The organism is Empedobacter sp. UBA3475, from assembly GCF_002378465.1.
In the GTDB taxonomy this organism is placed as follows: Bacteria; Bacteroidota; Bacteroidia; order Flavobacteriales; family Weeksellaceae; genus Empedobacter; species Empedobacter falsenii_B.
Genome location: NZ_DFRA01000049.1, coordinates 1 through 22,701 on the forward strand (window position 1 = coordinate 1; position 22,701 = coordinate 22,701).

General features: G+C 31.2%; 21 protein-coding genes and 1 pseudogene. 14 read left to right on the plus strand and 8 right to left on the minus strand.

The annotated features are described in order from the left end of the window. The 4 genes and pseudogenes from B3I31_RS11060 to B3I31_RS11075 form a co-directional block, all read left to right on the plus strand. Window positions 1-147: pseudogene (locus tag B3I31_RS11060) on the plus strand (IS982 family transposase); the annotation flags it as partial. A 338-nt stretch (window positions 148-485) separates the two neighbouring features. Continuing rightward, entirely contained in the window at window positions 486-1,235 is a 750-nt protein-coding gene (locus tag B3I31_RS11065) for a GLPGLI family protein (protein WP_286494806.1), read from the plus strand. A gap of 127 nt (window positions 1,236-1,362) precedes the next feature. After that, the gene (locus B3I31_RS11070) at window positions 1,363-1,662 is read left to right on the plus strand and encodes a DUF3861 domain-containing protein (protein WP_221854444.1); all 300 of its coding nucleotides are present in this window, start codon (window positions 1,363-1,365) and stop codon (window positions 1,660-1,662) included. Between the two features lie 6 nt (window positions 1,663-1,668). After that, complete coding sequence (locus tag B3I31_RS11075) at window positions 1,669-2,733, plus strand: NAD(P)H-dependent flavin oxidoreductase (RefSeq protein ID WP_221854445.1); 1,065 nt, start codon at window positions 1,669-1,671, stop codon at window positions 2,731-2,733. Here the strand turns inward: B3I31_RS11075 and B3I31_RS11080 are convergent, their stop codons facing one another. Continuing rightward, window positions 2,734-3,306 carry a TMEM175 family protein gene (locus B3I31_RS11080; RefSeq protein ID WP_115000259.1) on the minus strand — a complete coding sequence of 191 codons (573 nt, stop codon included), beginning with the start codon at window positions 3,304-3,306 and terminating at the stop codon, window positions 2,734-2,736. It lies immediately after the preceding gene. 140 nt (window positions 3,307-3,446) lie between these two features. Between B3I31_RS11080 and B3I31_RS11085 the strand changes: the two genes are divergently transcribed. Next, window positions 3,447-3,998, plus strand: a complete 552-nt coding sequence (locus B3I31_RS11085; RefSeq protein WP_115000257.1) for a DUF1697 domain-containing protein — start codon at window positions 3,447-3,449, stop codon at window positions 3,996-3,998. A 65-nt stretch (window positions 3,999-4,063) separates the two neighbouring features. Here B3I31_RS11085 and B3I31_RS11090 read toward each other — a convergent pair whose 3' ends face one another. Beyond that, window positions 4,064-4,624, minus strand: a complete 561-nt coding sequence (locus B3I31_RS11090; RefSeq protein ID WP_115000255.1) for a TlpA family protein disulfide reductase — start codon at window positions 4,622-4,624, stop codon at window positions 4,064-4,066. Window positions 4,625-4,694: 70 nt separating this feature from the next. After that, entirely contained in the window at window positions 4,695-5,288 is a 594-nt protein-coding gene (locus B3I31_RS11095; RefSeq protein ID WP_115000253.1) for a thioredoxin family protein, read from the minus strand. 111 nt (window positions 5,289-5,399) lie between these two features. Between B3I31_RS11095 and recG the strand changes: the two genes are divergently transcribed. The 4 genes from recG to B3I31_RS11115 all read left to right on the plus strand — a co-directional run bounded on the left by recG (window position 5,400) and on the right by B3I31_RS11115 (window position 10,192). Continuing rightward, complete coding sequence (gene recG / locus B3I31_RS11100; RefSeq protein ID WP_291059142.1) at window positions 5,400-7,505, plus strand: ATP-dependent DNA helicase RecG; 2,106 nt, start codon at window positions 5,400-5,402, stop codon at window positions 7,503-7,505. Window positions 7,506-7,683: 178 nt separating this feature from the next. Beyond that, the gene (locus B3I31_RS11105; protein ID WP_181816300.1) at window positions 7,684-7,848 is read left to right on the plus strand and encodes a hypothetical protein; all 165 of its coding nucleotides are present in this window, start codon (window positions 7,684-7,686) and stop codon (window positions 7,846-7,848) included. Window positions 7,849-8,088: 240 nt separating this feature from the next. After that, entirely contained in the window at window positions 8,089-9,612 is a 1,524-nt protein-coding gene (locus B3I31_RS11110; RefSeq protein WP_180906765.1) for a catalase, read from the plus strand. A gap of 61 nt (window positions 9,613-9,673) precedes the next feature. Further along, entirely contained in the window at window positions 9,674-10,192 is a 519-nt protein-coding gene (locus B3I31_RS11115; RefSeq protein ID WP_115000247.1) for an ankyrin repeat domain-containing protein, read from the plus strand. A 57-nt stretch (window positions 10,193-10,249) separates the two neighbouring features. On the opposite strand, the gene B3I31_RS11120 is transcribed toward B3I31_RS11115, so the two are convergent. Further along, the gene (locus B3I31_RS11120; protein ID WP_038335783.1) at window positions 10,250-12,121 is read right to left on the minus strand and encodes an Nramp family divalent metal transporter; all 1,872 of its coding nucleotides are present in this window, start codon (window positions 12,119-12,121) and stop codon (window positions 10,250-10,252) included. Between the two features lie 97 nt (window positions 12,122-12,218). Further along, complete coding sequence (locus B3I31_RS11125; RefSeq protein WP_115000246.1) at window positions 12,219-14,126, minus strand: AMP-binding protein; 1,908 nt, start codon at window positions 14,124-14,126, stop codon at window positions 12,219-12,221. 361 nt (window positions 14,127-14,487) lie between these two features. Between B3I31_RS11125 and B3I31_RS11130 the strand changes: the two genes are divergently transcribed. The 5 genes from B3I31_RS11130 to ctlX all read left to right on the plus strand — a co-directional run bounded on the left by B3I31_RS11130 (window position 14,488) and on the right by ctlX (window position 20,433). Then, the gene (locus tag B3I31_RS11130; RefSeq protein WP_286494810.1) at window positions 14,488-16,722 is read left to right on the plus strand and encodes a RelA/SpoT family protein; all 2,235 of its coding nucleotides are present in this window, start codon (window positions 14,488-14,490) and stop codon (window positions 16,720-16,722) included. A gap of 43 nt (window positions 16,723-16,765) precedes the next feature. Then, complete coding sequence (locus tag B3I31_RS11135; RefSeq protein ID WP_038335788.1) at window positions 16,766-17,047, plus strand: hypothetical protein; 282 nt, start codon at window positions 16,766-16,768, stop codon at window positions 17,045-17,047. A gap of 466 nt (window positions 17,048-17,513) precedes the next feature. Beyond that, complete coding sequence (locus tag B3I31_RS11140; protein ID WP_125349365.1) at window positions 17,514-18,491, plus strand: amidohydrolase family protein; 978 nt, start codon at window positions 17,514-17,516, stop codon at window positions 18,489-18,491. A 78-nt stretch (window positions 18,492-18,569) separates the two neighbouring features. Next, complete coding sequence (locus B3I31_RS11145; protein WP_291059140.1) at window positions 18,570-19,484, plus strand: dimethylarginine dimethylaminohydrolase family protein; 915 nt, start codon at window positions 18,570-18,572, stop codon at window positions 19,482-19,484. 1 nt (window position 19,485) lies between these two features. Then, window positions 19,486-20,433 (plus strand): citrulline utilization hydrolase CtlX, encoded by a 948-nt coding sequence (gene ctlX / locus B3I31_RS11150; protein ID WP_286494812.1) that lies wholly within the window; start codon window positions 19,486-19,488, stop codon window positions 20,431-20,433. A 62-nt stretch (window positions 20,434-20,495) separates the two neighbouring features. Here the strand turns inward: ctlX and B3I31_RS11155 are convergent, their stop codons facing one another. The 3 genes from B3I31_RS11155 to B3I31_RS11165 all read right to left on the minus strand — a co-directional run bounded on the left by B3I31_RS11155 (window position 20,496) and on the right by B3I31_RS11165 (window position 22,634). Then, entirely contained in the window at window positions 20,496-21,329 is an 834-nt protein-coding gene (locus tag B3I31_RS11155; protein WP_286494813.1) for a sulfurtransferase, read from the minus strand. 69 nt (window positions 21,330-21,398) lie between these two features. After that, window positions 21,399-21,836 (minus strand): copper resistance protein NlpE, encoded by a 438-nt coding sequence (locus B3I31_RS11160; protein ID WP_286494814.1) that lies wholly within the window; start codon window positions 21,834-21,836, stop codon window positions 21,399-21,401. 21 nt (window positions 21,837-21,857) lie between these two features. Continuing rightward, on the minus strand, window positions 21,858-22,634 hold the full coding sequence (locus B3I31_RS11165; protein WP_291059138.1) for a hypothetical protein: 777 nt from the start codon (window positions 22,632-22,634) through the stop codon (window positions 21,858-21,860). Between the last annotated feature and the right edge of the window lie 67 nt (window positions 22,635-22,701).

Consider the following 22,701-nt stretch of genomic DNA (forward strand, 5'->3'; position numbering starts at 1 on the left):
TTTATGATTAGACGAAATTATGCAAAGACTTTCGAAGGGTTTAAAACCAGAATTTTAGCTAAAACTACTGCACTTACTTTGGTTCAGTACATTAATAAAACATACTTTAATCGAAATATTAATAATCTAAAAACTCAAATTATTTAATATGCACAACGGGTAAGAATCATTCATTTTCAGAATAACTTCTGTCTTGGTAAATGGATATTTAATTCTTTTCAGAATTTTCTCTAAATCTTCTGTTGTATATTAGGAGTGGAGTCAAAACCTGTAATTCCTTTTTGTAATTTCATAAATTTTGGTCGTCAATATATTTTAAAAGTAATATTTATTCTTTCAATTTATTTGATTCTCAATTTTAGGAAATTGTTAAATTTTTAAATTATATTTTATGAATCTGATATGATTTATTGTGCCTTATTTAACAAATTCATTACCTTTGTTTCTTTACTTTTGAGAATAACAAAACCATAAATTATTATAACATGAAAAAACTTATATTTTCGGTATGTTTTACAACTATTTCGTCTATTATTTCTTTTGCACAAACTAAAAAGGAGAACATAAAAGTAATCTACAACACAGATTTTATTTTAGATTTCGATAAGATCAAAAGTAGTATCCCTGCTGCGTATCAAGCGAGTTTCAAAAGTGAAATAGATCGCGGAATTTCGGTGAAATTTGTATTGGAGAGTAATGGTAAAATGTCTTCTTTCAAACCTGAAATTAAAATTGATAATAATCAATCCAATGACAATTCTATTGTGCAGATGATTATTGCTGCAGAAGCAAATCCACAATATAAAGATTATGAAAAAAATGAATTTTATAATGTGAAAGATTTTGGCGTGAAAACCTTTTTGATTAAAGATAAAATCTTTGATTATCAATGGAAAATCACAAAAGAAAAAACAGAAATAGCAGGTTATAACGCGACAAAAGCAGTTGGAATAGATGAGGAAGGAAGAGAGGTGATAGCGTGGTATACAACAAGTTTACCTTATAGAGATGGTCCTTATCGTTATGCAAATTTACCAGGATTGATTGTGAAAGCAGAAATGTCAGAAGATGAGTTCAAGGCTATTTTTACAATGAAAGAAATCGAAATTTTAGATAAAGATATTGTGATTACTTTGCCAACAAAGGGAAAAGTTGTGACAGACAAAGAATTTATGGCGGAAATGAAAGCAATGAATGAACGTCATAAGCAAGTAAATCAAGGAGTTGATAAATAACAAAAGAGAGTTGCAGAAATGTGACTCTTTTTTTGAATAAATATTATTGATTTAATCAATCAATTAAACGAATAATCATTTTAATTTTTGATAATTCTAATCTGTTACTTTTGGAAAAATTAGATATATGACAAAGAAAGGAAATCACTACAAATTAACGTTAGAACAGACCGAATTATTAGACAAAGATGCACCATTACAGGCTCCAATCGTTTTAGATTTTATGAATCATGATGAGATTTTTAAGATTATTGAAATGATAAAATCTAAAAATCCGTTCGAAAATGAAAATCAATCAGTAGAATTTGCAATAGGTTTAAAGTTGTTTTTGGAAGTGGTTATGAAGAATAAAAACAATCCAATTTTTGAGGATTTACTTCCTGCGATAAAAGTTTTTATGCCTAAATTGAAAGAAAATTTAAAGTAAAAAAAGATGATTTGGCAAAATGAACTAACAGCATTATTTGGCGTAAAATATCCGATTATTCAAGCGCCAATGTTTGGAGTAACGACATCAGAAATGGTTGCTGCAGCAAGTAATTGTAACTGTTTAGGTTCTTTGCCAATTGCTGATTTGGATGCAGAAAATTCATTGAAGCGAATTTATCAAACCAAAAAATTAACGAATAAACCTTTTGCTATCAATATTTTTGCGAACGATATTCCTGAAATCACACCAGAATTAAAGCAAAAGTATAATGCAACAAAAAATAAGTTAATTGAGCTTGCGCGTCTACAAAACTTTGATATCGTTTTTCCTGAGATTGAAGCTGTAAAACCAAATGGTTATAAGGAACAAATAGAAGTAATTTTACAAGAAAAGTGCAAAATCTTGAGTTTTACTTTTGGCAATTTTGACGATAATTCTATTAATCGTCTTAAAGAACATCATGTGACATTAATAGGGACTTGTACAACGCTGGAAGAAGCGATACAATTGGAAAAATCGAATATTGATGTGATTTGTGTACAAGGAATTGAAGCAGGTGGGCATCGTGGAACATTTAATCCAGATATTTTGCCTCAAATTGGTGGCTTTTCATTGTTTTCGCAAGTAAAGGATGTTGTAAAAAAGCCGTTGATTTTTGCTGGTGGAATTTATGATACGAAAACACTTTTGGCTGCTAAACAATTGGGTGCAGATGCTTTTCAGATTGGTAGTTTGTTTTTGTGTTCCAATGAAAGTGCTTTAAAATCCTTCGAAAAAGAACGATTAAAAAATGTAAGGGAAAGTGAAATTATCTTGACGAAAAGTTTTTCTGGAAGATATGCACGAGGAATTGAGAATGAATTTATTCATTTATTTGAAAACTCTGAGTTTGTTTTACCTTATCCTTATCAAAATAAATTAACAAATCCGTTGAGAAATGCTTCTAAATTGAACGAAAATACAGCGTTTACTAATTTATGGTTAGGACAATCTTTTAAAAATTTTGAAGAAGATTCTACATCTAATCTTCTTCAAAAATTAATTGATTCTGTGGAAAATTATCAATAATTATCGCATCGATTTTTCAATTCTTCTATCTGGAATTAGCCATAGTAAAGCAATTAAAGCATAAATGACAATACCAATTTCTGGTTTTACAAATGAAATTCCGATTCCAGCCAAATAACCAATACTCGAAGAAATTTCTTTAAAACTTCTACTCACAGATTTCCCAATTATTGATTCTTTTCCTTCTTGTTTTACAGCGATTTTTTCAATAATCATAAATGCTACACTGCTCATAAATAAGACAAATCCATAAAAAGCAACTGGAAAAGTTGAGTCGTAATTTTCGCCCATCCAACCTGTGGAAACTGGTAATAAAGACAACCAAAAAAGCAAGTGCAAATTACTCCATAAAATTCCGCCATTTACTTTCTCAATCGCCTGAAAAAGATGATGATGATTGTTCCAATAAATTCCAACATAAATAAAACTGAACAAATAATTCAGAAATTTTGGGATATAAGGTTTCAAACTCATTATATCATCTCCAAGCGGAACTTTCAGATCCAAAACCATAATGGTAATAATAATTGCAAGAACGCCATCGCTAAAAGCTTCTAATCTGTTTGTAGTCATAGGTTTTATTAGTTTTTTTATTATTCAGAATGATGCTAATTTATCAAAATTATCGTAACAATTAGGGATTTGTTTTAAAATTTCTATTATATTTATTTTCATAATTTTAAACAAAGTTTCTCGTAAATAGAGATAGTTTTATGAATACTTTTATTGCAATTCTGAGAGGTATAAATGTGAGTGGTAAAAAAATCATCAAAATGGATGTTTTAACCAAACTTTTAGAGGAACTTAGACTGGAAAATGTTACCACTTACGTGCAAAGTGGAAATGCAGTTTTTTCGACAAATTTGACTGATATCAAAGAAATTGGAGATTTAATTCACGATAAAATTGTAGAAAGTTTATCTTTTGAAGTTCCAATTTTGATTTTAACCATCGAAAAATTAAAAAACATCATCGAAAATAATCCATTCTTAAAGGATTTTAGCATCGATAAAGAGTTTTTGCATTATACATTTTTAGCCAATAAACCTGAGGAAATAAATACTGAAAAAGTTGAAAATTCGAAAACTGAAGATGAACAATATTTTATTGCTGATGATGTCGTTTATTTGTATTGTCCTTCTGGTTACGGAAAAACAAAATTGACCAATAATTTTTTCGAAAATCTATTTAATGTAAGTGCTACTACACGTAATCAAAATACAACAACTGCTTTATTGCAATTAGCATTGATGAGAGAAAATTAAATTACAGATATAAAAAAAACCGTTATTAATCATTTAATAACGGTTTTTTATCTTTTTGAATGAAATTATTCAGCGATTAATTTATCTAATAAATCATTAATTTCTTTATCGTTCCAATCTCTCGTTTTTGTTTCTTTCAACACAACTTCACCTTTTTTATTTAAGATATAAGTTGTTGGAAAAACCTTTGGTAACATATTATTCGAAATTGGACTATTTGGCTCATAAACTGGCATTGTATAATTATTTTTTTGCAAAAAAGGATTAAAAACTGTCGGTTTATCCTGAATAGCAATCAATACAAATTTTACTTTTTGTCCTTTTGCTTCATACAATTTCTGAATTGTTGGCATTTCTGCAACACAAGGAGGACACCAGCTTCCCCAAAAATTTAGGAAAACAACTTCACCACTTTTCTTGAAATCAATCAAGTTTGTATTCGCAGCGCCGTTATGACCAATTAAATCAATATCATAATCACTTTCTGTTAATTCTATATCAGAACCAGCAACGTGGCTATTATCTTCCATTTTACTTTTAAAAAATGTACCAATTGGCGTAAACATAATAGCGACTAAAGCGACAACTACAACGATGGCAAAAATAATTTGCTTATTTCCTTTCATTTTTCTTTTTCAATAAAATCTTACACAAAGATGCGAACAAATATCAAGTTGAACAAATAGAAAAAAATGATTAATTACCGATGTTTTCGTCAATCAAATCTAAAATTTCATTTACAATATCTTCACCTTTATTATTGTTGTAATATTTTTGTAAATCTTCGTGAAAATCATCTGCTGAATACGTATCAGGATTACTTTTGAAACGCGCCAACATTTCCATTCCAGCTTGTGGACGAGGACCAAAACGGAAAGCTTCTTCATTTTCATCATTCACTCCAATAATAATCGGAATAGAAGCTGCACCATTTGTTTTGTATTTTTCCATCAACTCCATGTTTTCATCACGTAAAACATAATGCGTCGAAACTTGAAGTGCATTTGCCAATTTCTCCACAACAGGTAAAATTTGAGATGCATCTCCACACCAACCTTCTGTAATTACTAATAATTTTAAATTATTTGTAGTTGATTTAACGCGTATTTCTTGAGCAGGATTTAAACTGAATGTTTTAAAAATTCTGTTCATGCGTTGCAATCCCAAAGCATAATATTGTACATATTCTTTCGGATCATCGTTTTCGATTTCGTTTTCCAAATCATCTTCAACGCGTGTGATATAATCTTCGTATGATAAACCTTTGTTGATGTATTCTGTTAAATTCATTTGATTCTAATTTGTTACAAATATAATGCAATTCTACGAGCTTATTTTGTAACAATGATGACATTGTTTGTCGTTAAAAATTGGTAAATTGCGACTTTCGAAAGTAGAAAAATGTATCAAAATCCATTAAAAAAAACAATAGAATATTTAAAAGGTGCTGGACCTGAGCGTGCTAAAACATTGCAAAGTGAATTCAGAATTTTTAGATACGAAGATTTGATACAACATTTTCCTTTTCGTTATGTTGATAAATCAAAATTCTATAAAATTTCTGAAATTTCTTCAACAGCTGCCGAAATTCAATTGAAAGGTAAAATTGTTAGTTTAGAAGAAATTAATCAAGGAAAAGTAAAACGTTTGGTTGGGAAATTTCAAGATGGGACAGGAACTTTAGAATTGGTTTGGTTCAAAGTTTCTTCTTGGCAAAAGGAGAAATTGAGAAATGATCTTTTCAAAGAAGTTGTCATTTACGGAAAACCAAATGTATTCAATAATAATTTCAGTATCACACATCCTGAAATTGAATTAGTTGAAGATGCTAAAAATATTCCGCTTGGATTATTTCCAGTTTATCCGAGTACCGAAAAGTTGACAAAAAAAGGAATAACGAATCGTGTTCTTCAGAAAATGATGATGAATCTTTTTGCCGAAAACATCGATATTCCTGAGAATTTACCTTTAAATGTTCTCGATCATTATAAGTTAGTTGGAAGAAATGATGCGTTAAAAGCAATTCATTTTCCAAAAGATATAACGGAATTAAATGCAGCAATTCGTCGTCTGAAATTTGAAGAATTTTTCTTTCTAAATCTTGCAAATCTCTCTCAAAAAGCAGTCAATAAACAAAAGAATAGAAGTAATCCTTTCCCAGAAATTGGTCATTATTTCAATACATTTTACAATGAATATTTACCTTTTGAATTGACAAATGCACAGAAAAGAGTGATGAAAGAAATTCGCTTTGATCTTCGTCAACCTGCGCAAATGAATCGTTTGTTGCAAGGTGATGTTGGTTCTGGAAAAACGATGGTTGCATTATTAACGATGTTGATTGCTGTCGACAATGGTTTTCAAGCAGCTTTAATTGCACCAACAGAAATTCTTGCGCAACAACATTACGAAAGTATTACAGAATTATTGAATGGTTTGGATGTTTCGGTTGAGTTATTAACGGGTTCGGTGACAAAGAAAAAGCGTCAACCAATTTTAGAAAATCTTGAAAATGGAAAACTTAAAATCATTATAGGGACGCATGCTTTGTTGGAAGATAATGTGATTTTTCAGAATTTAGGATTAGCGATTATTGATGAACAGCATCGTTTTGGAGTCGCTCAACGTGCTAAATTTTGGAGAAAAGCTAAACTTCCACCACATATTTTAGTGATGACAGCCACGCCAATTCCACGTACACTTTCGATGACAATGTATGGCGATTTGGATGTTTCGGTGATTGATGAATTGCCAAAAGGACGAAAACCTATCAAAACACTTCATAAAACAGATGCGCATCGTTTAAGCGTTTTCAAATTTATGAAAGATGAGATTGCGAAAGGTCGTCAAATTTATGTGGTTTATCCACTGATTGAAGAATCAGCAAAGTTAGAATTGAAAGATTTGATGGATGGTTACGAGAGTATTTCTCGTGCTTTTCCGTTGTCAGAATATGCGATAAGTATTGTGCATGGTCGTCAAAAACCTGCGGATAAAGAATTTGAAATGAATCGTTTCAAAAATAATGAAACTCAAATTTTGGTGGCGACAACTGTGATAGAAGTAGGTGTTAATGTCCCAAATGCGTCGGTGATGATTATTGAAAATTCTGAACGTTTTGGACTTTCTCAATTACATCAACTTCGTGGCCGTGTAGGTCGTGGAGCGGAACAATCGTATTGTATTTTGATGACGGGAGGGAAATTGAATGAAGTTTCGAAACGTAGAATTCAGACAATGTGTGAAACCAATGATGGTTTTCAGGTAGCGGAAGTAGACTTGGAATTGCGTGGTCCTGGTGATATGATGGGAACGCAACAAAGTGGAGTTCTCAATCTTAAAATTGCTGATTTAGCGAAAGACAAAGAAGTTTTGTATGCTGCAAGAAAATGTGTAGAAGCTATTCTTTCACAAGATCCAACACTTTCTTCTTCGATTTATGAGCCAACAAAAAAATATTTTATTGAAAATCATAAAGATAAAGTTGGTTGGAGTCAAATTTCTTAAAATTTAACATGAAGGAAACCATTTGTATATTTTTTGGTATAATTTATGTTTATTAAAAAACAAATACAAAATACTGAATTTTATTAGAAACTTTTAATTTTATCAGTTGTGTTAAATGAAATTAACATTAAAAATTATTTTTAACACAATATTAGCGTCAACCAAAAAATTATAGATTATGATGTACACAAATTTAGAACTTATCAGAACTCCACAAGGAGTAGAGGTTGAAGGAAATTCACTATGGATGTTCAATCAGCATTTGAATTTAATGGTATTAATAGCTAATGAATCGATAAAAATTAAACCTTCTATGTCTTTTCAACGATTTAGAAAAAATTAAATAATATCTCTCAAAACCGCTAAATAAGTGGTTTTTTTTTATTTCTAAAATTCTTCATCATTTTTATTTATTCATTTATTGCGAAATAATATATCACCTTTTTCTTCCTTGTAAAGGATTGGGTTATAATTATTATAAAAATTAATTATATCTAATAGATTTTATAGATTTGATTTATAATTATAACAGATTTAGTTTTGCTCTGTCTTAAAATGATAAATAAAGAATAAAACTATAATTATGATCAAAAGAAGTTTAGTATTAAGTTTAGCATTCCTTTCTACGATTGGATTTGCCCAACAATTAACAACAAACACAGGCGCTCCAGTTGGAGATAATCAAAATTCTAAAACAATCGGAAATAACGGACAAGTTTTGTTGGAGGACATTCATTTAATTGAAAAATTAGCAGCATTTGATCGCGAACGTATTCCAGAACGTGTTGTTCATGCGCGTGGAGCTGGAGCTTTCGGAGAATTTGTAGCTGATAAAGATTTTTCTGATGTGACAATGGCTGATTTCTTGTCAACAGCTGGTAAAAAAACACCATTATTTGTACGTTTTTCAACTGTAACGCATCAACAAGGTTCGCCAGAAACTTATCGTGATCCACGTGGATTTGCTGTTAAATTTTACACAGAACTAGGAAATTACGATTTAGTTGGAAACAATTTACCTGTTTTCTTTATTCGAGATGCGATCAAATTCCCAGATATGGTGCATGCTTTCAGGCCATCTCCTGTAACAAATGGCGCATCTGATCCAAATCGTGTATTTGATTTTTTCTCTAATTTACCAGAGTCTACGCATATGTTAACGTGGTTGTTTTCAGATTATGGAATTCCTGCAAATTTTCGTCAAATGGAAGGAAATGGTGTACATGCTTACAAATGGGTAAATGCAAAAGGTGAAGTAACTTATGTGAAATACAAATGGGTTCCTCAACAAGAAACGAAAAATTTAACACAAGAAGAAGCGAATAAAATTCAATCGACTGAAATAGAACATGCAACATTAGATTTACGTAATGAAATCGACAAAGGAAACTTTCCGAAATGGGATTTATATGTTCAATTATTGAAACGAGAAGATTTTGATAAATTAGATTTCAATCCTGTTGATGTAACGAAAATTTGGCCAGAATCTGTTGTAAAGTTAGTTAAAGTTGGAACAATGACATTGAATGAGAATCCAACGAATTATTTTCAACAAGTTGAGCAAGCAGCATTTGCTCCAGCTACGTTGGTTCCAGGAATTGAAGCTTCTGAAGATAAATTGTTACAAGGTCGTTTGTTTTCCTATTCTGATACACAACGTCATCGTTTAACGGGTAATTTCCAACAAATTCCTGTTAATGCACCAAAAAATAGTGTAAAAACATATAATCAAGACGGTTATATGTCGATCCGTGAGCAAAAAGGTGATGTAAATTATCAACCTTCAACTAATCTTCCTGAGGTTGTAGATAATGCAAAATTCAAGTATTCAAAATCTGTTTTTCCTGCAGGAGCTATAACAACTCAGCATGTCATTGATAAAGAAAATAACTTTGTACAAGCTGGAGATTTGTACAAATCATTCTCTAAAAAAGATCAAGATAACTTAATCAAAAATTTATCTGGAGCTTTAAATTCGGTTAAAAATAAAGTAATTGTTCATAAAATGATTGCACATTTTTACCAAGCAAATACAGAATATGGAACACGTTTGATGAAGGCTACAAATACTTCTATGAGCGATGTAAAGCAATATTTACCAAAATAATTTCTATTGGATTGGAGTCGATTGAGTTTGGCTCCATGACTTTCATAAAATCAATATTATCATGAAAAAGTATATATTTTTAGCCTTATTTCTATTCAGTTTTTCTTCAATTTATGCACAAGATTTGTTTAGTGCGGCGAGAGAAAATAATGTGAAGCAAATAGAAGAATTAATTTCGAATGGAAAACATGTAAATGAAGCAAATCAACGTGGATTTACACCTTTAATTTTAGCGATTTATAATAACAGTTCAGACGCTGCGAAAGTATTATTATCAAAAGGAGCAAATCCTAATGCGCAAGATTTATCTGGAAACAATGCGTTGATGGGAGCCGTCTTTAGAGGATTTCCTGAAATGGTAAATTTACTAATTGCGAATAAGGCTGATGTTAATCAAGTGAATTTTAATGGAGCTTCTGCTTTGATTTTTGCTGTAACATTTGGTCAAAATGAAATTGCCAAAAAACTAATCGAAGCTGGTGCAGATTTAAACATTAAAGATAATAATGGTAAAACTGCTTTAGATCATGCTATTTTACAAGAAAATAAAGAAATGATTGAATTATTATCGATCAAATAATTTTTATATTTTAATCTAATCAAAAAGCCATTCAGAAAAATTCTGAATGGCTTTTTATTATTTTGCAATAAAGACCGGAATATTAACGCGATGCCTTAATTTATTAATCGTTTCTCCAAAAATAAAATCCATAAAACCTCGGTGTCCGTGCGAACCAACAATCAACAAATCTGCTTGATTTCGTTTACAAATTTCAGCAATTGAATTGATTCGATTATTGTAACCTAATTCGATTTTAGTTTCATTAAACAAAGGTCGAATGATCTCTGCATATTGTTCTAAACGTTTCAAATCTGACAGAGATTCTTCATCATTCGTACGCTCTCCCGTGTATTTTGCAGAAGCACTTTCGACAATATGAACCAAAATAATGGTAGATTCTGTAGTAGCTAATTGTGTCGCATAATTAATCACTTTTCTATCCGTTTTCGAAAAATCTAACGCAACAACAATCTTTTTGAAATGTTGATTCGAAATTTCTTCTAACGTAAACTTCTCAAATGGTTCATGAATTTCCTTTTGATGTTCTTCATTTTTCTTCAACATAATTGGAATAAAAAATGTCAGCAATAATAAAACTAAAAGTCCTATTTCTAACGCTATAAGAAAAATATTTAAAGTGTAAGATTCACTATTTGCCATCCATTTATTAACTTCTTCATACACCAATTGCGCATTCAGAAATGAAATAATAAAAGCGATTGTCCATGCAAAAAATTTGGTTGTTGTATTGATTGCAAAATTCCCCATTTTCGCTTTATCACTCACAAAATGAATCAACGGAATTACCGCAAAAGCCAATTGCATACTTAGGATAACTTGACTGAAAATTAGTAAAGAACCGACTTCTTTTTCTCCAAAAATAAGAATGACTACAACTGCTGGAACTACGGCTAATAATCGTGTCAAAATTCTTCTCAAAACAGGATTAATACGTAGATGTAAATATCCTTCCATCACAATTTGTCCAGCTAAAGTTCCTGTAACTGTAGAGCTTTGTCCAGCTAAAATTAAAGCAACTGCGAATAATTTTGGAGCCAAATCTGTTCCTAAAGTTGTCCCCAATAATCTATAAGCATCGCTCAGTTCTGCAACATCGTGATAGCCGTTTTTATGGAATACGGATGAAGCTAAAATTAAGATTGCAGCATTGACAAAGAAGGCTAAATTCAGAGCAATTGCGCTATCCCAAAAGTTATATTTGAGGGCTTTTTTGATTGAAAAATCATCGCGTTTTATTTGCCGCGTTTGGACGAGTGCAGAATGTAAATAAAGATTATGCGGCATTACAGTTGCGCCGATAATACCAATGCTGATATACAATGCAGCGCTATTTGGAATAGATGGAATAAATCCTTTTGCAACTTCTCCAAAATCTGGTTTTGCTAAAAACATTTCGGTTAAAAAACATAAACCAATCATCGTGATTAAACCAACAATGAAAAGTTCCATTTTTCGCATGCCTAATTTTTGAAGATAAAGTAGGAGAAAAGTGTCTAAGAAACTGATTAAAACACCATAGATCAAATCTATTCCAAAAAGTAAATTTAGACCAATTGCCATTCCCAAAATTTCTGCTAAATCACAAGCTGCAATAGCTATTTCGGCTAAAATATACAAGATGAGATTCATTCCTTTCGGATAAGTTTCTCGGTTACATTGCGCCAAATCTTTTCGTCGAACAATTCCCAAACGTGTACATAAACTTTGTAATAACAAAGCCATTATGTTACTCATCAATAAAACCCAAATCAAAGTATAACCAAATTGGCTGCCGCCTGCTAAATCGGTTGCCCAGTTTCCCGGATCCATGTAACCAACGCTTATTAAGTAGGCAGGTCCAAAAAAACTTAGGATTTTTCTAAACTTTCCTTTTTTGATTTGAACACTTTCGTGCACATCTTCTAATGATTTGGATTGATTTGGCATTGAATGATATTTCTAATTCAAATTTATGTAAAAATGAATAAAAAAAGCAGTAATAGTAGGAATTACTGCTTTTGAAATAGTGAATGAATAAAATGGATTATATTGACGAAATCGCAAAGGCTAGACCTACGTTTCTTCTTGAAAATTCGTGAATTAATTCATCTAAAACTGTAGCATCATCAATTGTAGATGGAATTGTGAATGGTGTTCCGTCTGCAATTTGAGATAAAGTTTTGCGTAATATTTTTCCGCTTCGTGTTTTTGGTAGTCTGTTAACTATTATAGATGTTTTGAAACAGGCAATTCCGCCAATTTCTTTGCGTAATAAAGCAATCAAATCTTTTTCGATTTCTTCTTCCGATTTTGATGCGTTTTCTTTTGTAACAATCAAACCTATTGGAATTTGACCTTTCAATTCATCTTTAATTCCCACAACCGCACATTCTGTAATATCAGGATGAGAAGAAACCAATTCTTCCATTGTTGCAGTACTTAACCTATGACCAGCGACATTAATAATATCATCAGTTCGACCTGTAATAAATACAAAACCATTTTCATCTCTAAAACCTCCGTCACCAGTTAAATAATGATTCGGAAATTGTTGAAAATAACCTTTTATAAATCGGTGTTCATTTCGCCATAAACTTGTCATACAACCAGGAGGAAGTGGAAGCTGAATCACGATAGAACCTTCCTCTCGTATATCATTTTCTTGTCCTTCTTCATTTACAATTTTTATATTATACCCAAAAACAGGTAATCCAGCTGCGCCAGGTTCAGGCATTATATTTTCGATTCCAACACAAATTCCTAACATTGGCCAGCCGCTTTCTGTCTGCCACCAATGATCAATAACGGGTAATTTTGAAATTTCTTTTAACCAATAATAAGTAGATGTATCACAACGTTCTCCTGCTAAGAATAAACGTTTCAGACTTGACGTATCGTATTTTTGGAATAATTTTCCTTCTGGATCTTCTTTTCGAATTGCTCGAATTGCTGTTGGAGCTGTGAAAACATTTTTGATTTTATGTTCTTCAACCATTCTCCAAAAAGCTCCAGCGTCAGGAGTTTTGATTGGTTTTCCTTCATAAATAACCGTTGTAACACCATAAATTAACGGCGCATAAACGATATAGGAATGTCCAACAACCCAACCAATATCACTTGCAGTAAGAATTGTATCACCTGGTTCTAAATCATAAAAATAGTTCATTGTCGAATTTAGTGCAGTTGCATAACCTCCTGTATCGCGTACGACACCTTTTGGCGTAGAAGTTGTTCCAGAAGTATACAAAATATATAATGGATGTGTACTTGGAACTTCGATAGGTTCTATAGGTTGATGTTGATACATTTCATCATAGGTATGAACGTTTTCTGCTGATAAATCATCGGTGTGATTTGGACGTTCAAAAATGACAATGTTTTTTGGTTTGTAAAGTGTTAATTCAATTGCTTCATCAATCAATGGTTTATAGTTGATTTGACGATTAATTTCTACTCCATAAGACGCAGAAATAATAACATCAGGTTGAGCATCATCAATACGAATAGCTAATTCTGGCGCTGCAAAACCTCCAAAAACAACAGAATGTATTACACCAATTCTCGCACAAGCAAGCATCGCAACAATTGCTTCTGGAATCATAGGCATATAAATAATTGCTGTATCACCTTTTGATAATCCTAAGGATGTAAGACCTCCTGCAAAACGACTTACTTTTTCTAAAAGCTGATTGTACGTAATTTTTTGAACAACTTCTGTAACAGGAGAATCGTAAATTAAAGCAAATTGTTCTCCGCGTCCAGCTTTTATATTTTCCTCCAAAGCCAAACGGCTCATATTTATTTTTCCGTCAACAAACCACGAATAATATCCGTTTTCATTTTGTTTTAAGATTTGTTCAGGGTAAGTTGACCATGCTAATTTCTGCGCTTCTTCTTTCCAAAAAAGTTCAGGTTCTTCAATACTTTTTGAGTATAAAGTTTTGTAATCCATTTATGTGTGTGCTGTGTTTTATTTGTTTTGTTAAGTTAGAAAAATGTTTAGAATTAATAATAAAGTTTAAAATGTTTGTTTTAGGACAGTTAATTATTTATCAACTATACAATAAAAAGTAGTATATAATTGTAAATTGATAAAATCAGATTATATTAATCAACTTTTATTATTAAATTAATAGTGTAAAAAGTACGTTATAAATTAGATTGATTAAAAATAAAGACTTAAAAAACGTGATAAAATCAGTTGAATATTATAGTCAATAAAAAATAAAATATTGTATATTTAATCCTTCGAAGAAAGCAGATAAATAAAGGGAATTAAAGCTTTTTTCTAAATCAACAAAAACATAAGAAAGATGGATACGCCTCATGTTATTACAGACGAACAATTAGAGAGAGAGAACATTGAGATAACGAGACGTTATAAAGAGATGCTTCAAAATACATATGTCACTTTATCAGATGAAGATAAAAAGCTGATTCGTAAAGCTTTTGATTTGGCTGTTGATGCGCATAAAGATCAGCGTAGAAAAACAGGCGAGCCATATATCTATCATCCGATTGCTGTTGCCAAAATTGTTGCTGACGAAATTGGGCTTGGTGCTACATCAATTTCTGCGGCTTTAATGCATGATGTAGTAGAAGATACTGAATATACGTTAGAAGATATTGAGAAACTTTTTGGAAAAAAGATTGCAAAAATTATAGATGGATTAACAAAAATTGCTGTCTTAAATAAACAAGATGTTTCGATACAATCTGAAAATTATAAAAAATTATTACTGACTTTATCTGAAGATGTGCGTGTGATTTTGATCAAAATTGCCGATCGTTTACACAATATGCGTACGTTAGAAAGTATGCGAGAGGATAAACAGTTAAAAATAGCATCCGAAACTATTTTTATATATGCGCCTTTGGCTCACAGAATGGGATTGTATAACATCAAATCTGAACTAGAAGATTTGAGTTTGAAATACACTAAACCAGATGCATATTTTAATATTGAACATAAATTAACAGAAACTGAAGCCGAAAGAAAAAAATACATTGATGATTTCTGTAAGACTATTTCAGAAAAACTTGAAGCCGAAGGTTTAGAATTTGAGATCAAAGGTCGTTCAAAATCAATCAATTCAATTTATCGAAAAATGATTAATCAAGGAATTCCTTTCGAGGAAGTTTTTGATTTGTTTGCGATTCGTGTAATTTATCGTTCAGATAAAAAGAATGAAAAATTCTTAGCTTGGAAAATTTATTCGTTGGTGACGGATTTATTTATTCCAAATCCAAAACGTATGCGCGACTGGATTTCTCAACCCAAAACTACTGGTTATGAATCGCTTCACGTAACGGTTATGGGACCACAAGCGCTTTGGGTAGAAGTACAAATTCGTTCCGAAAGAATGGACGAAGTTGCCGAAATGGGTATCGCAGCACATTATAAATACAAAGAAAATATATCGGACGACGAAACGAAAGTTGATGAATGGATTCATCAAGTTCGTGAAATGTTGGAGCAAGAAGATACTAAGGATGCGATTGAGTTTATGGATAATTTCAAGTTCAATTTGTACTCCAAAGAGATTTATGTTTTTACGCCAAAAGGAGACTTGCATTCGTTACCAAAAGGAGCGAGTTCGTTGGATTTTGCTTACTCTATTCACACCAATGTTGGTGACCATTGTTTGGGTGCAAAAGTGAATGGAAAATTGTATCCGCTGTCGCATCAATTGCAAAGTGGTGATCAAGTAGAAATCATTACATCAACACAACAAAAACCAAAATTAGAGTGGTTAGAATATGTTGTAACGAGTAAAGCGAGAAGTAAAATTAAAGCTTCTTTAAACTCAGATAAACGTAAAGTTGCAGAAGATGGAAAAGAAATTATTCAACGTAAATTAAGACATTTAAAGGTTGATTTTAGTGAAAATACGATTAATCAGTTACAGCAATACTTTAAGTTAAGTTCGAGTCAAGATGTATTTTATAATGTTGCAATGGGAATTATTGACAACAATGATTTACGTAAATTTGCAGAACGAAATACTGGTTTCACAGGATTGATTAACCGTTTCAGAAAATCAACATTCAATACAACTAAAAAAGATAATATTTCTATCGACAAAACGAAATTAGATAGTCTTGTTTTTGGGAATGATGAAGAGCGTTTAGATTATGAATTAGCGAGTTGTTGTAATCCAATTCCGGGTGACAAAGTATATGGTTTTATCACAGTTTCAAAAGGAATAAAAGTACATAAGGTAGATTGTCCAAACTCAGTTTCGTTACAAGCAAATTATGCGTACAGAATTATAAAAGCGAAATGGATTGATTCTTCTCAACAAGAATTTAAAGCGTTGATTGAGTTACAAGGTTTGGATCGAGCTGGAATGGTGAGTGATATTACGTTAGTTATTTCAAAAAATAACTCGTTGAACATGCATAGTATTAATTTATCTGAGGATGCAGGTATTTTTGATGGAAAGATTACAGTTTCAGTTAAAAATAAAGCCGAATTAGAAAAAATCATGATGGAAATGAAAAATATTGAAGGAATTCAATCTGTAAAACGAACATACAAAAATTAGTTTTTATAAAATATTTAATTAACTTTATATAAATTAACGATTTATGAAAAAAATATTATTAGCTTTTGCATTTCTTCCAATGTTGAGTTTTGCACAAGAAAATTCAAATGAAAAAGTTTTAAATAGAATTGTACCAAGTTCTATATCTATTTCTGAATATGAAAATAGTAGACCTGCAATTTTTATTGATGGAGAGAGAGTTGATAAAAGTATTTTTACGAAAATGAGTCCAGATGAAATTAAATATATTACAGTAATCAAAACAGATAAAAAATATCCAAACGGAAAAATTGATATTGTTTCCAAAAAAGAGAAAGAATCATAACATAAAAGTTTGAGAAATTATGGAACAAATATTAATGATATGAAAAAATTACTATTAGCTTTTTTATTTCTTCCATTGTTGAGTTTTGCACAATCTAAAACTTTGAATGATACAATTCCTGGAATTAAAAATTCTAAATTAATCATTTCTTAACCAAAAAAAGATTTAAAAATAGGTTATTCAATTGACGGAAAAGATGTTGATTATGCAAGTTTTATTGCAGTAAATATGGATTTAGTAGATGATTTAAAATTTACAAAGCCTAATTCAAAATATCCAGATGGTAAAATAGAACTTTTTCTTAAAAAAAATAAACAAACAAAAAAGTCCAACTATTGTTGGATTTTTTTTGCTTGCTCATGTTACTAACAAAGGCACAAAGTTACAGAAATCTTTTTGATAATATCGCTTCATTTCTATTGAATAATCTTGTTAATTTTACATCCCGAAAACAAACAAACTCACGATGAACAAACAGAACTATAATCCAATTGAAGAAGTACTTGAAAAAATCAACGAAAAAGGAGGTTGGGTTAATACGCATTCACACTTAGATAGAGCTTATTCATTGACTTCGGACACTTTCGCATTATCAAATTCTTACTTAAAAGAAAAATGGCATTTAGTTGATGATATGAAACGTAATTCATCTGTTGATGATATTTATTTCCGAATGGAAAAAGCGATTAATTTCATGTTAGAGCAAGGTTGTCAAGCAATTGGTTCTTTTATTGATGCGGATGAAGTGATTGAAGATCGTAGTATACAAGCTGCTCAACGCTTAAAAGATAATTACGGAAAAGACATCGAAATGCGTTTTGCAAATCAAGTACTGAAAGGAGTTATCGATCCAAAAGCGCGCGAATGGTTTGATATGTCTTCTGATTTTGTGGATATTATCGGAGGTTTACCTGCAAAAGATTTCGGTCGAGAAGATGAGCATTTAGATATTTTATTATCAACTGCAAAAGCAAAAAATAAATTGGTTCACGTTCATGTTGATCAATTTAACACAGACGAAGAAAAAGAAACGGAACAATTAGCTTTGAAAACGATTGAACACGGAATGCAAGGAAAAGTTTCTGCGGTTCACTCAATTTCTGTAGCGGCTCATCCAAGAAAATATCGTTACGAATTATATGATTTAATTAAAAAAGCAGATATGCACATTGTTTCTTGTCCAACTGCTTGGATAGATCACAATCGTACAGAGCGTTTGGCGCCTTCGCACAACTCGGTAACGCCAGTTGATGAAATGATTCCAAGAGGAATTAACGTTGCCTTCGGAACAGATAATATTAATGATATTTATAAACCTTTTTCTGATGGTCATTTACTTACAGAATTGAGAGTAATGCTAGAGTCTTGTCACTTTTATGATGTGGAACAACTTTCAAATATTGCAACAGTAAATGGTTTGAAAGCTTTAGGAATTCAAAAATAAAATGTATATTTATACAAAATTAAATCTCGCTATTGCGGGATTTTTTTTGGAACATAAAATTAAAAACTACAATAAATTATGCGATTAAATGTACAGAATGAAACGGCTCAACTGCAAACTGTAGTCTTGGGTCGAGCAGAATCTAACGGAGCTAATCCAACACTTGATCAGACGTTCGATGCCAAATCTTATGAAACCGTAAAGAATTATGATTATCCAAAAGAAGAAGATTTGATTGCGGAAATGTCAGAATTTGAACAAGTTTTGAAGAAATATAATGTTGAAGTTTTACGTCCAACATTGATCGAAGATTGCAATCAAGTTTTCTCTCGAGATGTCGGTTTTGTTATTGATGATGAATTCTTTATCTCGAATATTATTCCAGATCGTTTAGAAGAATTGCAAGCGTATCGCGAAATAAAACGTCAATTCAAAGGAAATAAAATCAATGCATTACCAGAAGAAGTTTATGTAGAAGGTGGCGATGTGATTTTGTATAACGATTATATTTTTGTTGGAACGTACAAACAAGCAGATTTCAAAAATTATAAAACAGGACGTACAAATGTTGAGTTTGTAAAGTATATCAAAGCTAAATTTCCGAATAAAAAAGTATTGGATTTTGAATTGAAAAAGAATGATGAAAATCCATATGAAGGAATTTTACATTTAGATTGCACTTTCAATCCTGTTGGGAAAGACAAAGCAATTATTTACAAAGATGGCTTTTTATTTGAGAATGAATATCAGCAAATTGTCGATATTTTTGGAAAAGAAAATTTATTCGAAGTAACAAAAGAAGAAATGTATTGGATGAATCCAAATGTGTTTTCAATTTCTCCTGAAGTTGTTGTTTCTGAGAAAAATTTTATACGTTTAAATGATCATTTAGAAAATGTATGGAACATAAAAGTGGAACGAATTAATTACCGCGAAGTTTCTAAAATGGGAGGTTTACTAAGATGTTCTACAATGCCATTAATCAGAAAATAACATGAAACAAAAACAATATACGTCAACTATTTTGATGGTTGAGCCAACAGCTTTTTATTACAATCCAGAAACGGCTGTTAACAATTATTTCCAAACAGAAACAACAGATTCTCAAGAAGATATTCAGAAAGAAGCGTTAGAAGAATTTCAAGGAATGGTTTCTGCTTTGCGTTCAAAAGGTGTAAATGTTATCACGATCAAAGATACTGCTTCACCGCATACGCCAGATTCAATCTTCCCAAACAATTGGATTTCTTTTCATGATAACGGAAATGTTGTGTTATATCCTATGTTTGCAAAAAATAGGAGACAAGAGCGTCGTGAAGAAGATGTATTGAGTTTGTTGGAAGAAAAAGGTTTTCATATTGATGATGTGATTGATTTTACATCGGCAGAAGAAGACGAAATTTTCCTGGAAGGAACAGGAAGTATTATTCTTGATCGCGAGCATGAATTGGCTTATGCATGTATTTCTCAACGAACTGATGAAGATTTATTGATTGAATTTTGTGAGGAATTAGAATATACGCCAGTTATTTTTCATGCGAATCAAACTGTAAATGGAGAACGCAAACCAATTTATCATACAAATGTAATGATGTGTATTGCAGATAAGTATGCGATTATTTGTTTGGATTCTATCGATGATAAAAAAGAAAAGAAAACAGTTTGTGAGTATTTATTAGAAGCTGGAAAAGAAATAATTGCAATTACAGAAGCACAAGTGCATCAATTTGCTGGCAATATGTTGCAAGTTGGAGGTTTAGGACAATCATATTTGGTGATGTCACAAACGGCTTATAATTCGCTTAATCAAGAACAAATTTCTAAAATTGAGGCTTATAATCCAATATTACCTGTTAAGATAGATTTGATTGAAAAATTAGGAGGAGGAAGCGCTCGCTGTATGATGGCGGAAGTTTTCTTACCAAAAAATAAAAACATTTAGCTTAAAATTTACAAATCCGAGTTTTTTACTCGGATTTGTAAATCATGCAAAATAGTTTTAAACTATCTTTCAATCGGTAAATTTTCGTCAGCGCCCCATTCAGACCAAGAACCATCATAAACTTTTACCTTATCAAAACCTGCAATTGTCGAAGCCAAGGCTAGGATGGAAGCTGTAACACCAGAACCGCACGAAAAAATATTTTCTTTGGATGAATCTGTCAATTTTTCGAAAATTGCTTTCAGTTTTTCTTTTGATTTATATGATGTATCAGCCAAAACATTTTCAAAAAATAAATTCTTAGAAGCTGGAATATGTCCGCTTCGTAAACCTTGTCTTGGCTCAGGAGAAGTCCCCTTGAAACGCCCTTCTGATCGAGCATCTATAATCATTTTTGAATCATCATTTATTGCATTTAACATAACTTGTGTATCAGCAAACCAATTCGATTGAAAGTCAGCAATAAAGTCACCTTTTATAGTAGGTAGAAAATAAGTAGAAGTTGTGACAAAATTATTATCCATCCAAACATGTAATCCGCCATCTAAAACATATATTTCATTGTGTCCCATTACTTTGAACATCCACCAAACTCTCGGACTCGAATAAACTCCCCAACGATCATAACAAACGATGATAGAATCTTGATTAATGCCCAAATTTTGAGCTTCTTTTGTAAAAGTTTCTTCATCAACAAATGTATGAGGAAATTGCGAAGAATGATCAGAAAATTTTCCTTCCAAATCAAAGAAAAGAGAATTCGGAATTAATTTTAATTCTTGATCTTTTATTGATTGTCCAACTTTATCAATCGTACAATCTAAAATAATTAAATTTTTAAGATATAGATTATCATGTAATTCTTGTGTTGATATGATTGGTGAATTGAAAGTCATTTCTGTTTTATTTTTTATAAAAGTAAAAAAACGCAACCATTTTTGGTTACGTTTTCTTATCTATCTTATTTATTTTTTCTTTAACTGATAATTTTGTGCTAAAGCTCCAGTAATTTCATTTCCTTCTAAATCTAATTGGAATAAAATATTCTCTCCAACCTTATAACGTTTATATTCATCGTCTTTTGTTTTTAATGAAATTGAATTACCATCATCAGTCCACGTAATATTACCTTGATTTTCAACCTTTAGGTTTTTGTCGATATATTCCTCTGTTAAGGTATATGTATTATCTTGATTTAAAGTTAATTCTGTTTTAATTCCTTCACAATCAGCACAAGGGATCACGCCCTCATAAGTTCCGTCCCAATCTAAAGCAGATTGAGAAGTGGAGTCATCGATTTTTTGTGATGATTTATTTTCAGTGGCAGGAGTACTTTCAGTCTTTTTTTCGCAAGCTGTGAATAATATGCTTGTAAAAGCACATAATACAAATAATTTTTTCATAATATATTTATTTTAAGGTTATTATTTTAAGTTAAAGCCAATTTTTATCATTGGTCCAAACATATCCATATCATAAACAAAGTTGGAATTGTTACTTCCTTTCTCGTAGTCCATACTTATGATTTGATAGCCCGCCATTGCGTAAAATAAATCAGAGAATTGATAACCAGCCAATCCTTCTAATTGCCATGCTAATTTTGAGCCGATTCCAAATCCTCCAATTTCTCCAGAAACATTATACAAAAACTTTTTGTTTGGTAAACTTCTTGTTCTTGCAACTAACATTGGATCTACCCAAGTTTTAGAAATACTACGATCTAAATGCATTGGTTTTAAAGAAACTGGATTGATTAGATTTACATCAAATCCAGATTTAATATTTACAAGGTTCATACTAATACCAGCTTCTAGCCAAGGTGTAATTTTTCTCAATAAACCTGCTTCAAAAGAGAATTGTTTTACTGTTAATTTACCATCCAAAACTAAAGGGTCTTTTTTAACATTTGCAGCTAAAGAAGCATAAATAATATCAGATGTAATCACCCAATCTTTGTTTTCGGCTTCAAAAATTAACATTCCAGCAAATTTCAAATGCTCAAAAAAGTCTGAAGGGGATTGACTTACATGTACATTCGGAAGTCGAGAAACACTCGCTTTTCCTTTCATATGAGGCAACATCATATTTGGCTCTACTTTGAAATGCCAAGAATCATCTGGCTGAATTGAGTCTTGAGCAAAAGTTTGCGTACTTGATGCTAATAGAATTAAAAATGTGCTTTTTTGAAAAAAGTTAAACATAATTTTTTAAGTTTCGTTTTATTAATTATTTCAAATGATAGAGAGAATGTAATCTTCCCCTTGTTAA

What these genes read in the sequence shown, in the direction of transcription:
- B3I31_RS11145 (WP_291059140.1), top strand. Translation starts at nt 18,570, where the DNA reads ATGCGATTAAATGTACAGAATGAAACGGCTCAACTGCAAACTGTAGTC.
- B3I31_RS11065 (WP_286494806.1), top strand. Translation starts at nt 486, where the DNA reads ATGAAAAAACTTATATTTTCGGTATGTTTTACAACTATTTCGTCTATT.
- B3I31_RS11105 (WP_181816300.1), top strand. Translation starts at nt 7,684, where the DNA reads ATGATGTACACAAATTTAGAACTTATCAGAACTCCACAAGGAGTAGAG.
- B3I31_RS11135 (WP_038335788.1), top strand. Translation starts at nt 16,766, where the DNA reads ATGAAAAAAATATTATTAGCTTTTGCATTTCTTCCAATGTTGAGTTTT.
- B3I31_RS11110 (WP_180906765.1), top strand. Translation starts at nt 8,089, where the DNA reads ATGATCAAAAGAAGTTTAGTATTAAGTTTAGCATTCCTTTCTACGATT.
- B3I31_RS11155 (WP_286494813.1), bottom strand. Translation starts at nt 21,329, where the DNA reads ATGACTTTCAATTCACCAATCATATCAACACAAGAATTACATGATAAT.
- B3I31_RS11115 (WP_115000247.1), top strand. Translation starts at nt 9,674, where the DNA reads ATGAAAAAGTATATATTTTTAGCCTTATTTCTATTCAGTTTTTCTTCA.
- B3I31_RS11125 (WP_115000246.1), bottom strand. Translation starts at nt 14,126, where the DNA reads ATGGATTACAAAACTTTATACTCAAAAAGTATTGAAGAACCTGAACTT.
- recG (WP_291059142.1), top strand. Translation starts at nt 5,400, where the DNA reads ATGTATCAAAATCCATTAAAAAAAACAATAGAATATTTAAAAGGTGCT.
- B3I31_RS11090 (WP_115000255.1), bottom strand. Translation starts at nt 4,624, where the DNA reads ATGAAAGGAAATAAGCAAATTATTTTTGCCATCGTTGTAGTTGTCGCT.
- B3I31_RS11165 (WP_291059138.1), bottom strand. Translation starts at nt 22,634, where the DNA reads ATGTTTAACTTTTTTCAAAAAAGCACATTTTTAATTCTATTAGCATCA.
- B3I31_RS11080 (WP_115000259.1), bottom strand. Translation starts at nt 3,306, where the DNA reads ATGACTACAAACAGATTAGAAGCTTTTAGCGATGGCGTTCTTGCAATT.
- B3I31_RS11075 (WP_221854445.1), top strand. Translation starts at nt 1,669, where the DNA reads ATGATTTGGCAAAATGAACTAACAGCATTATTTGGCGTAAAATATCCG.
- B3I31_RS11070 (WP_221854444.1), top strand. Translation starts at nt 1,363, where the DNA reads ATGACAAAGAAAGGAAATCACTACAAATTAACGTTAGAACAGACCGAA.
- B3I31_RS11095 (WP_115000253.1), bottom strand. Translation starts at nt 5,288, where the DNA reads ATGAATTTAACAGAATACATCAACAAAGGTTTATCATACGAAGATTAT.
- B3I31_RS11140 (WP_125349365.1), top strand. Translation starts at nt 17,514, where the DNA reads ATGAACAAACAGAACTATAATCCAATTGAAGAAGTACTTGAAAAAATC.
- B3I31_RS11160 (WP_286494814.1), bottom strand. Translation starts at nt 21,836, where the DNA reads ATGAAAAAATTATTTGTATTATGTGCTTTTACAAGCATATTATTCACA.
- B3I31_RS11120 (WP_038335783.1), bottom strand. Translation starts at nt 12,121, where the DNA reads ATGCCAAATCAATCCAAATCATTAGAAGATGTGCACGAAAGTGTTCAA.
- B3I31_RS11130 (WP_286494810.1), top strand. Translation starts at nt 14,488, where the DNA reads ATGGATACGCCTCATGTTATTACAGACGAACAATTAGAGAGAGAGAAC.
- ctlX (WP_286494812.1), top strand. Translation starts at nt 19,486, where the DNA reads ATGAAACAAAAACAATATACGTCAACTATTTTGATGGTTGAGCCAACA.
- B3I31_RS11085 (WP_115000257.1), top strand. Translation starts at nt 3,447, where the DNA reads ATGAATACTTTTATTGCAATTCTGAGAGGTATAAATGTGAGTGGTAAA.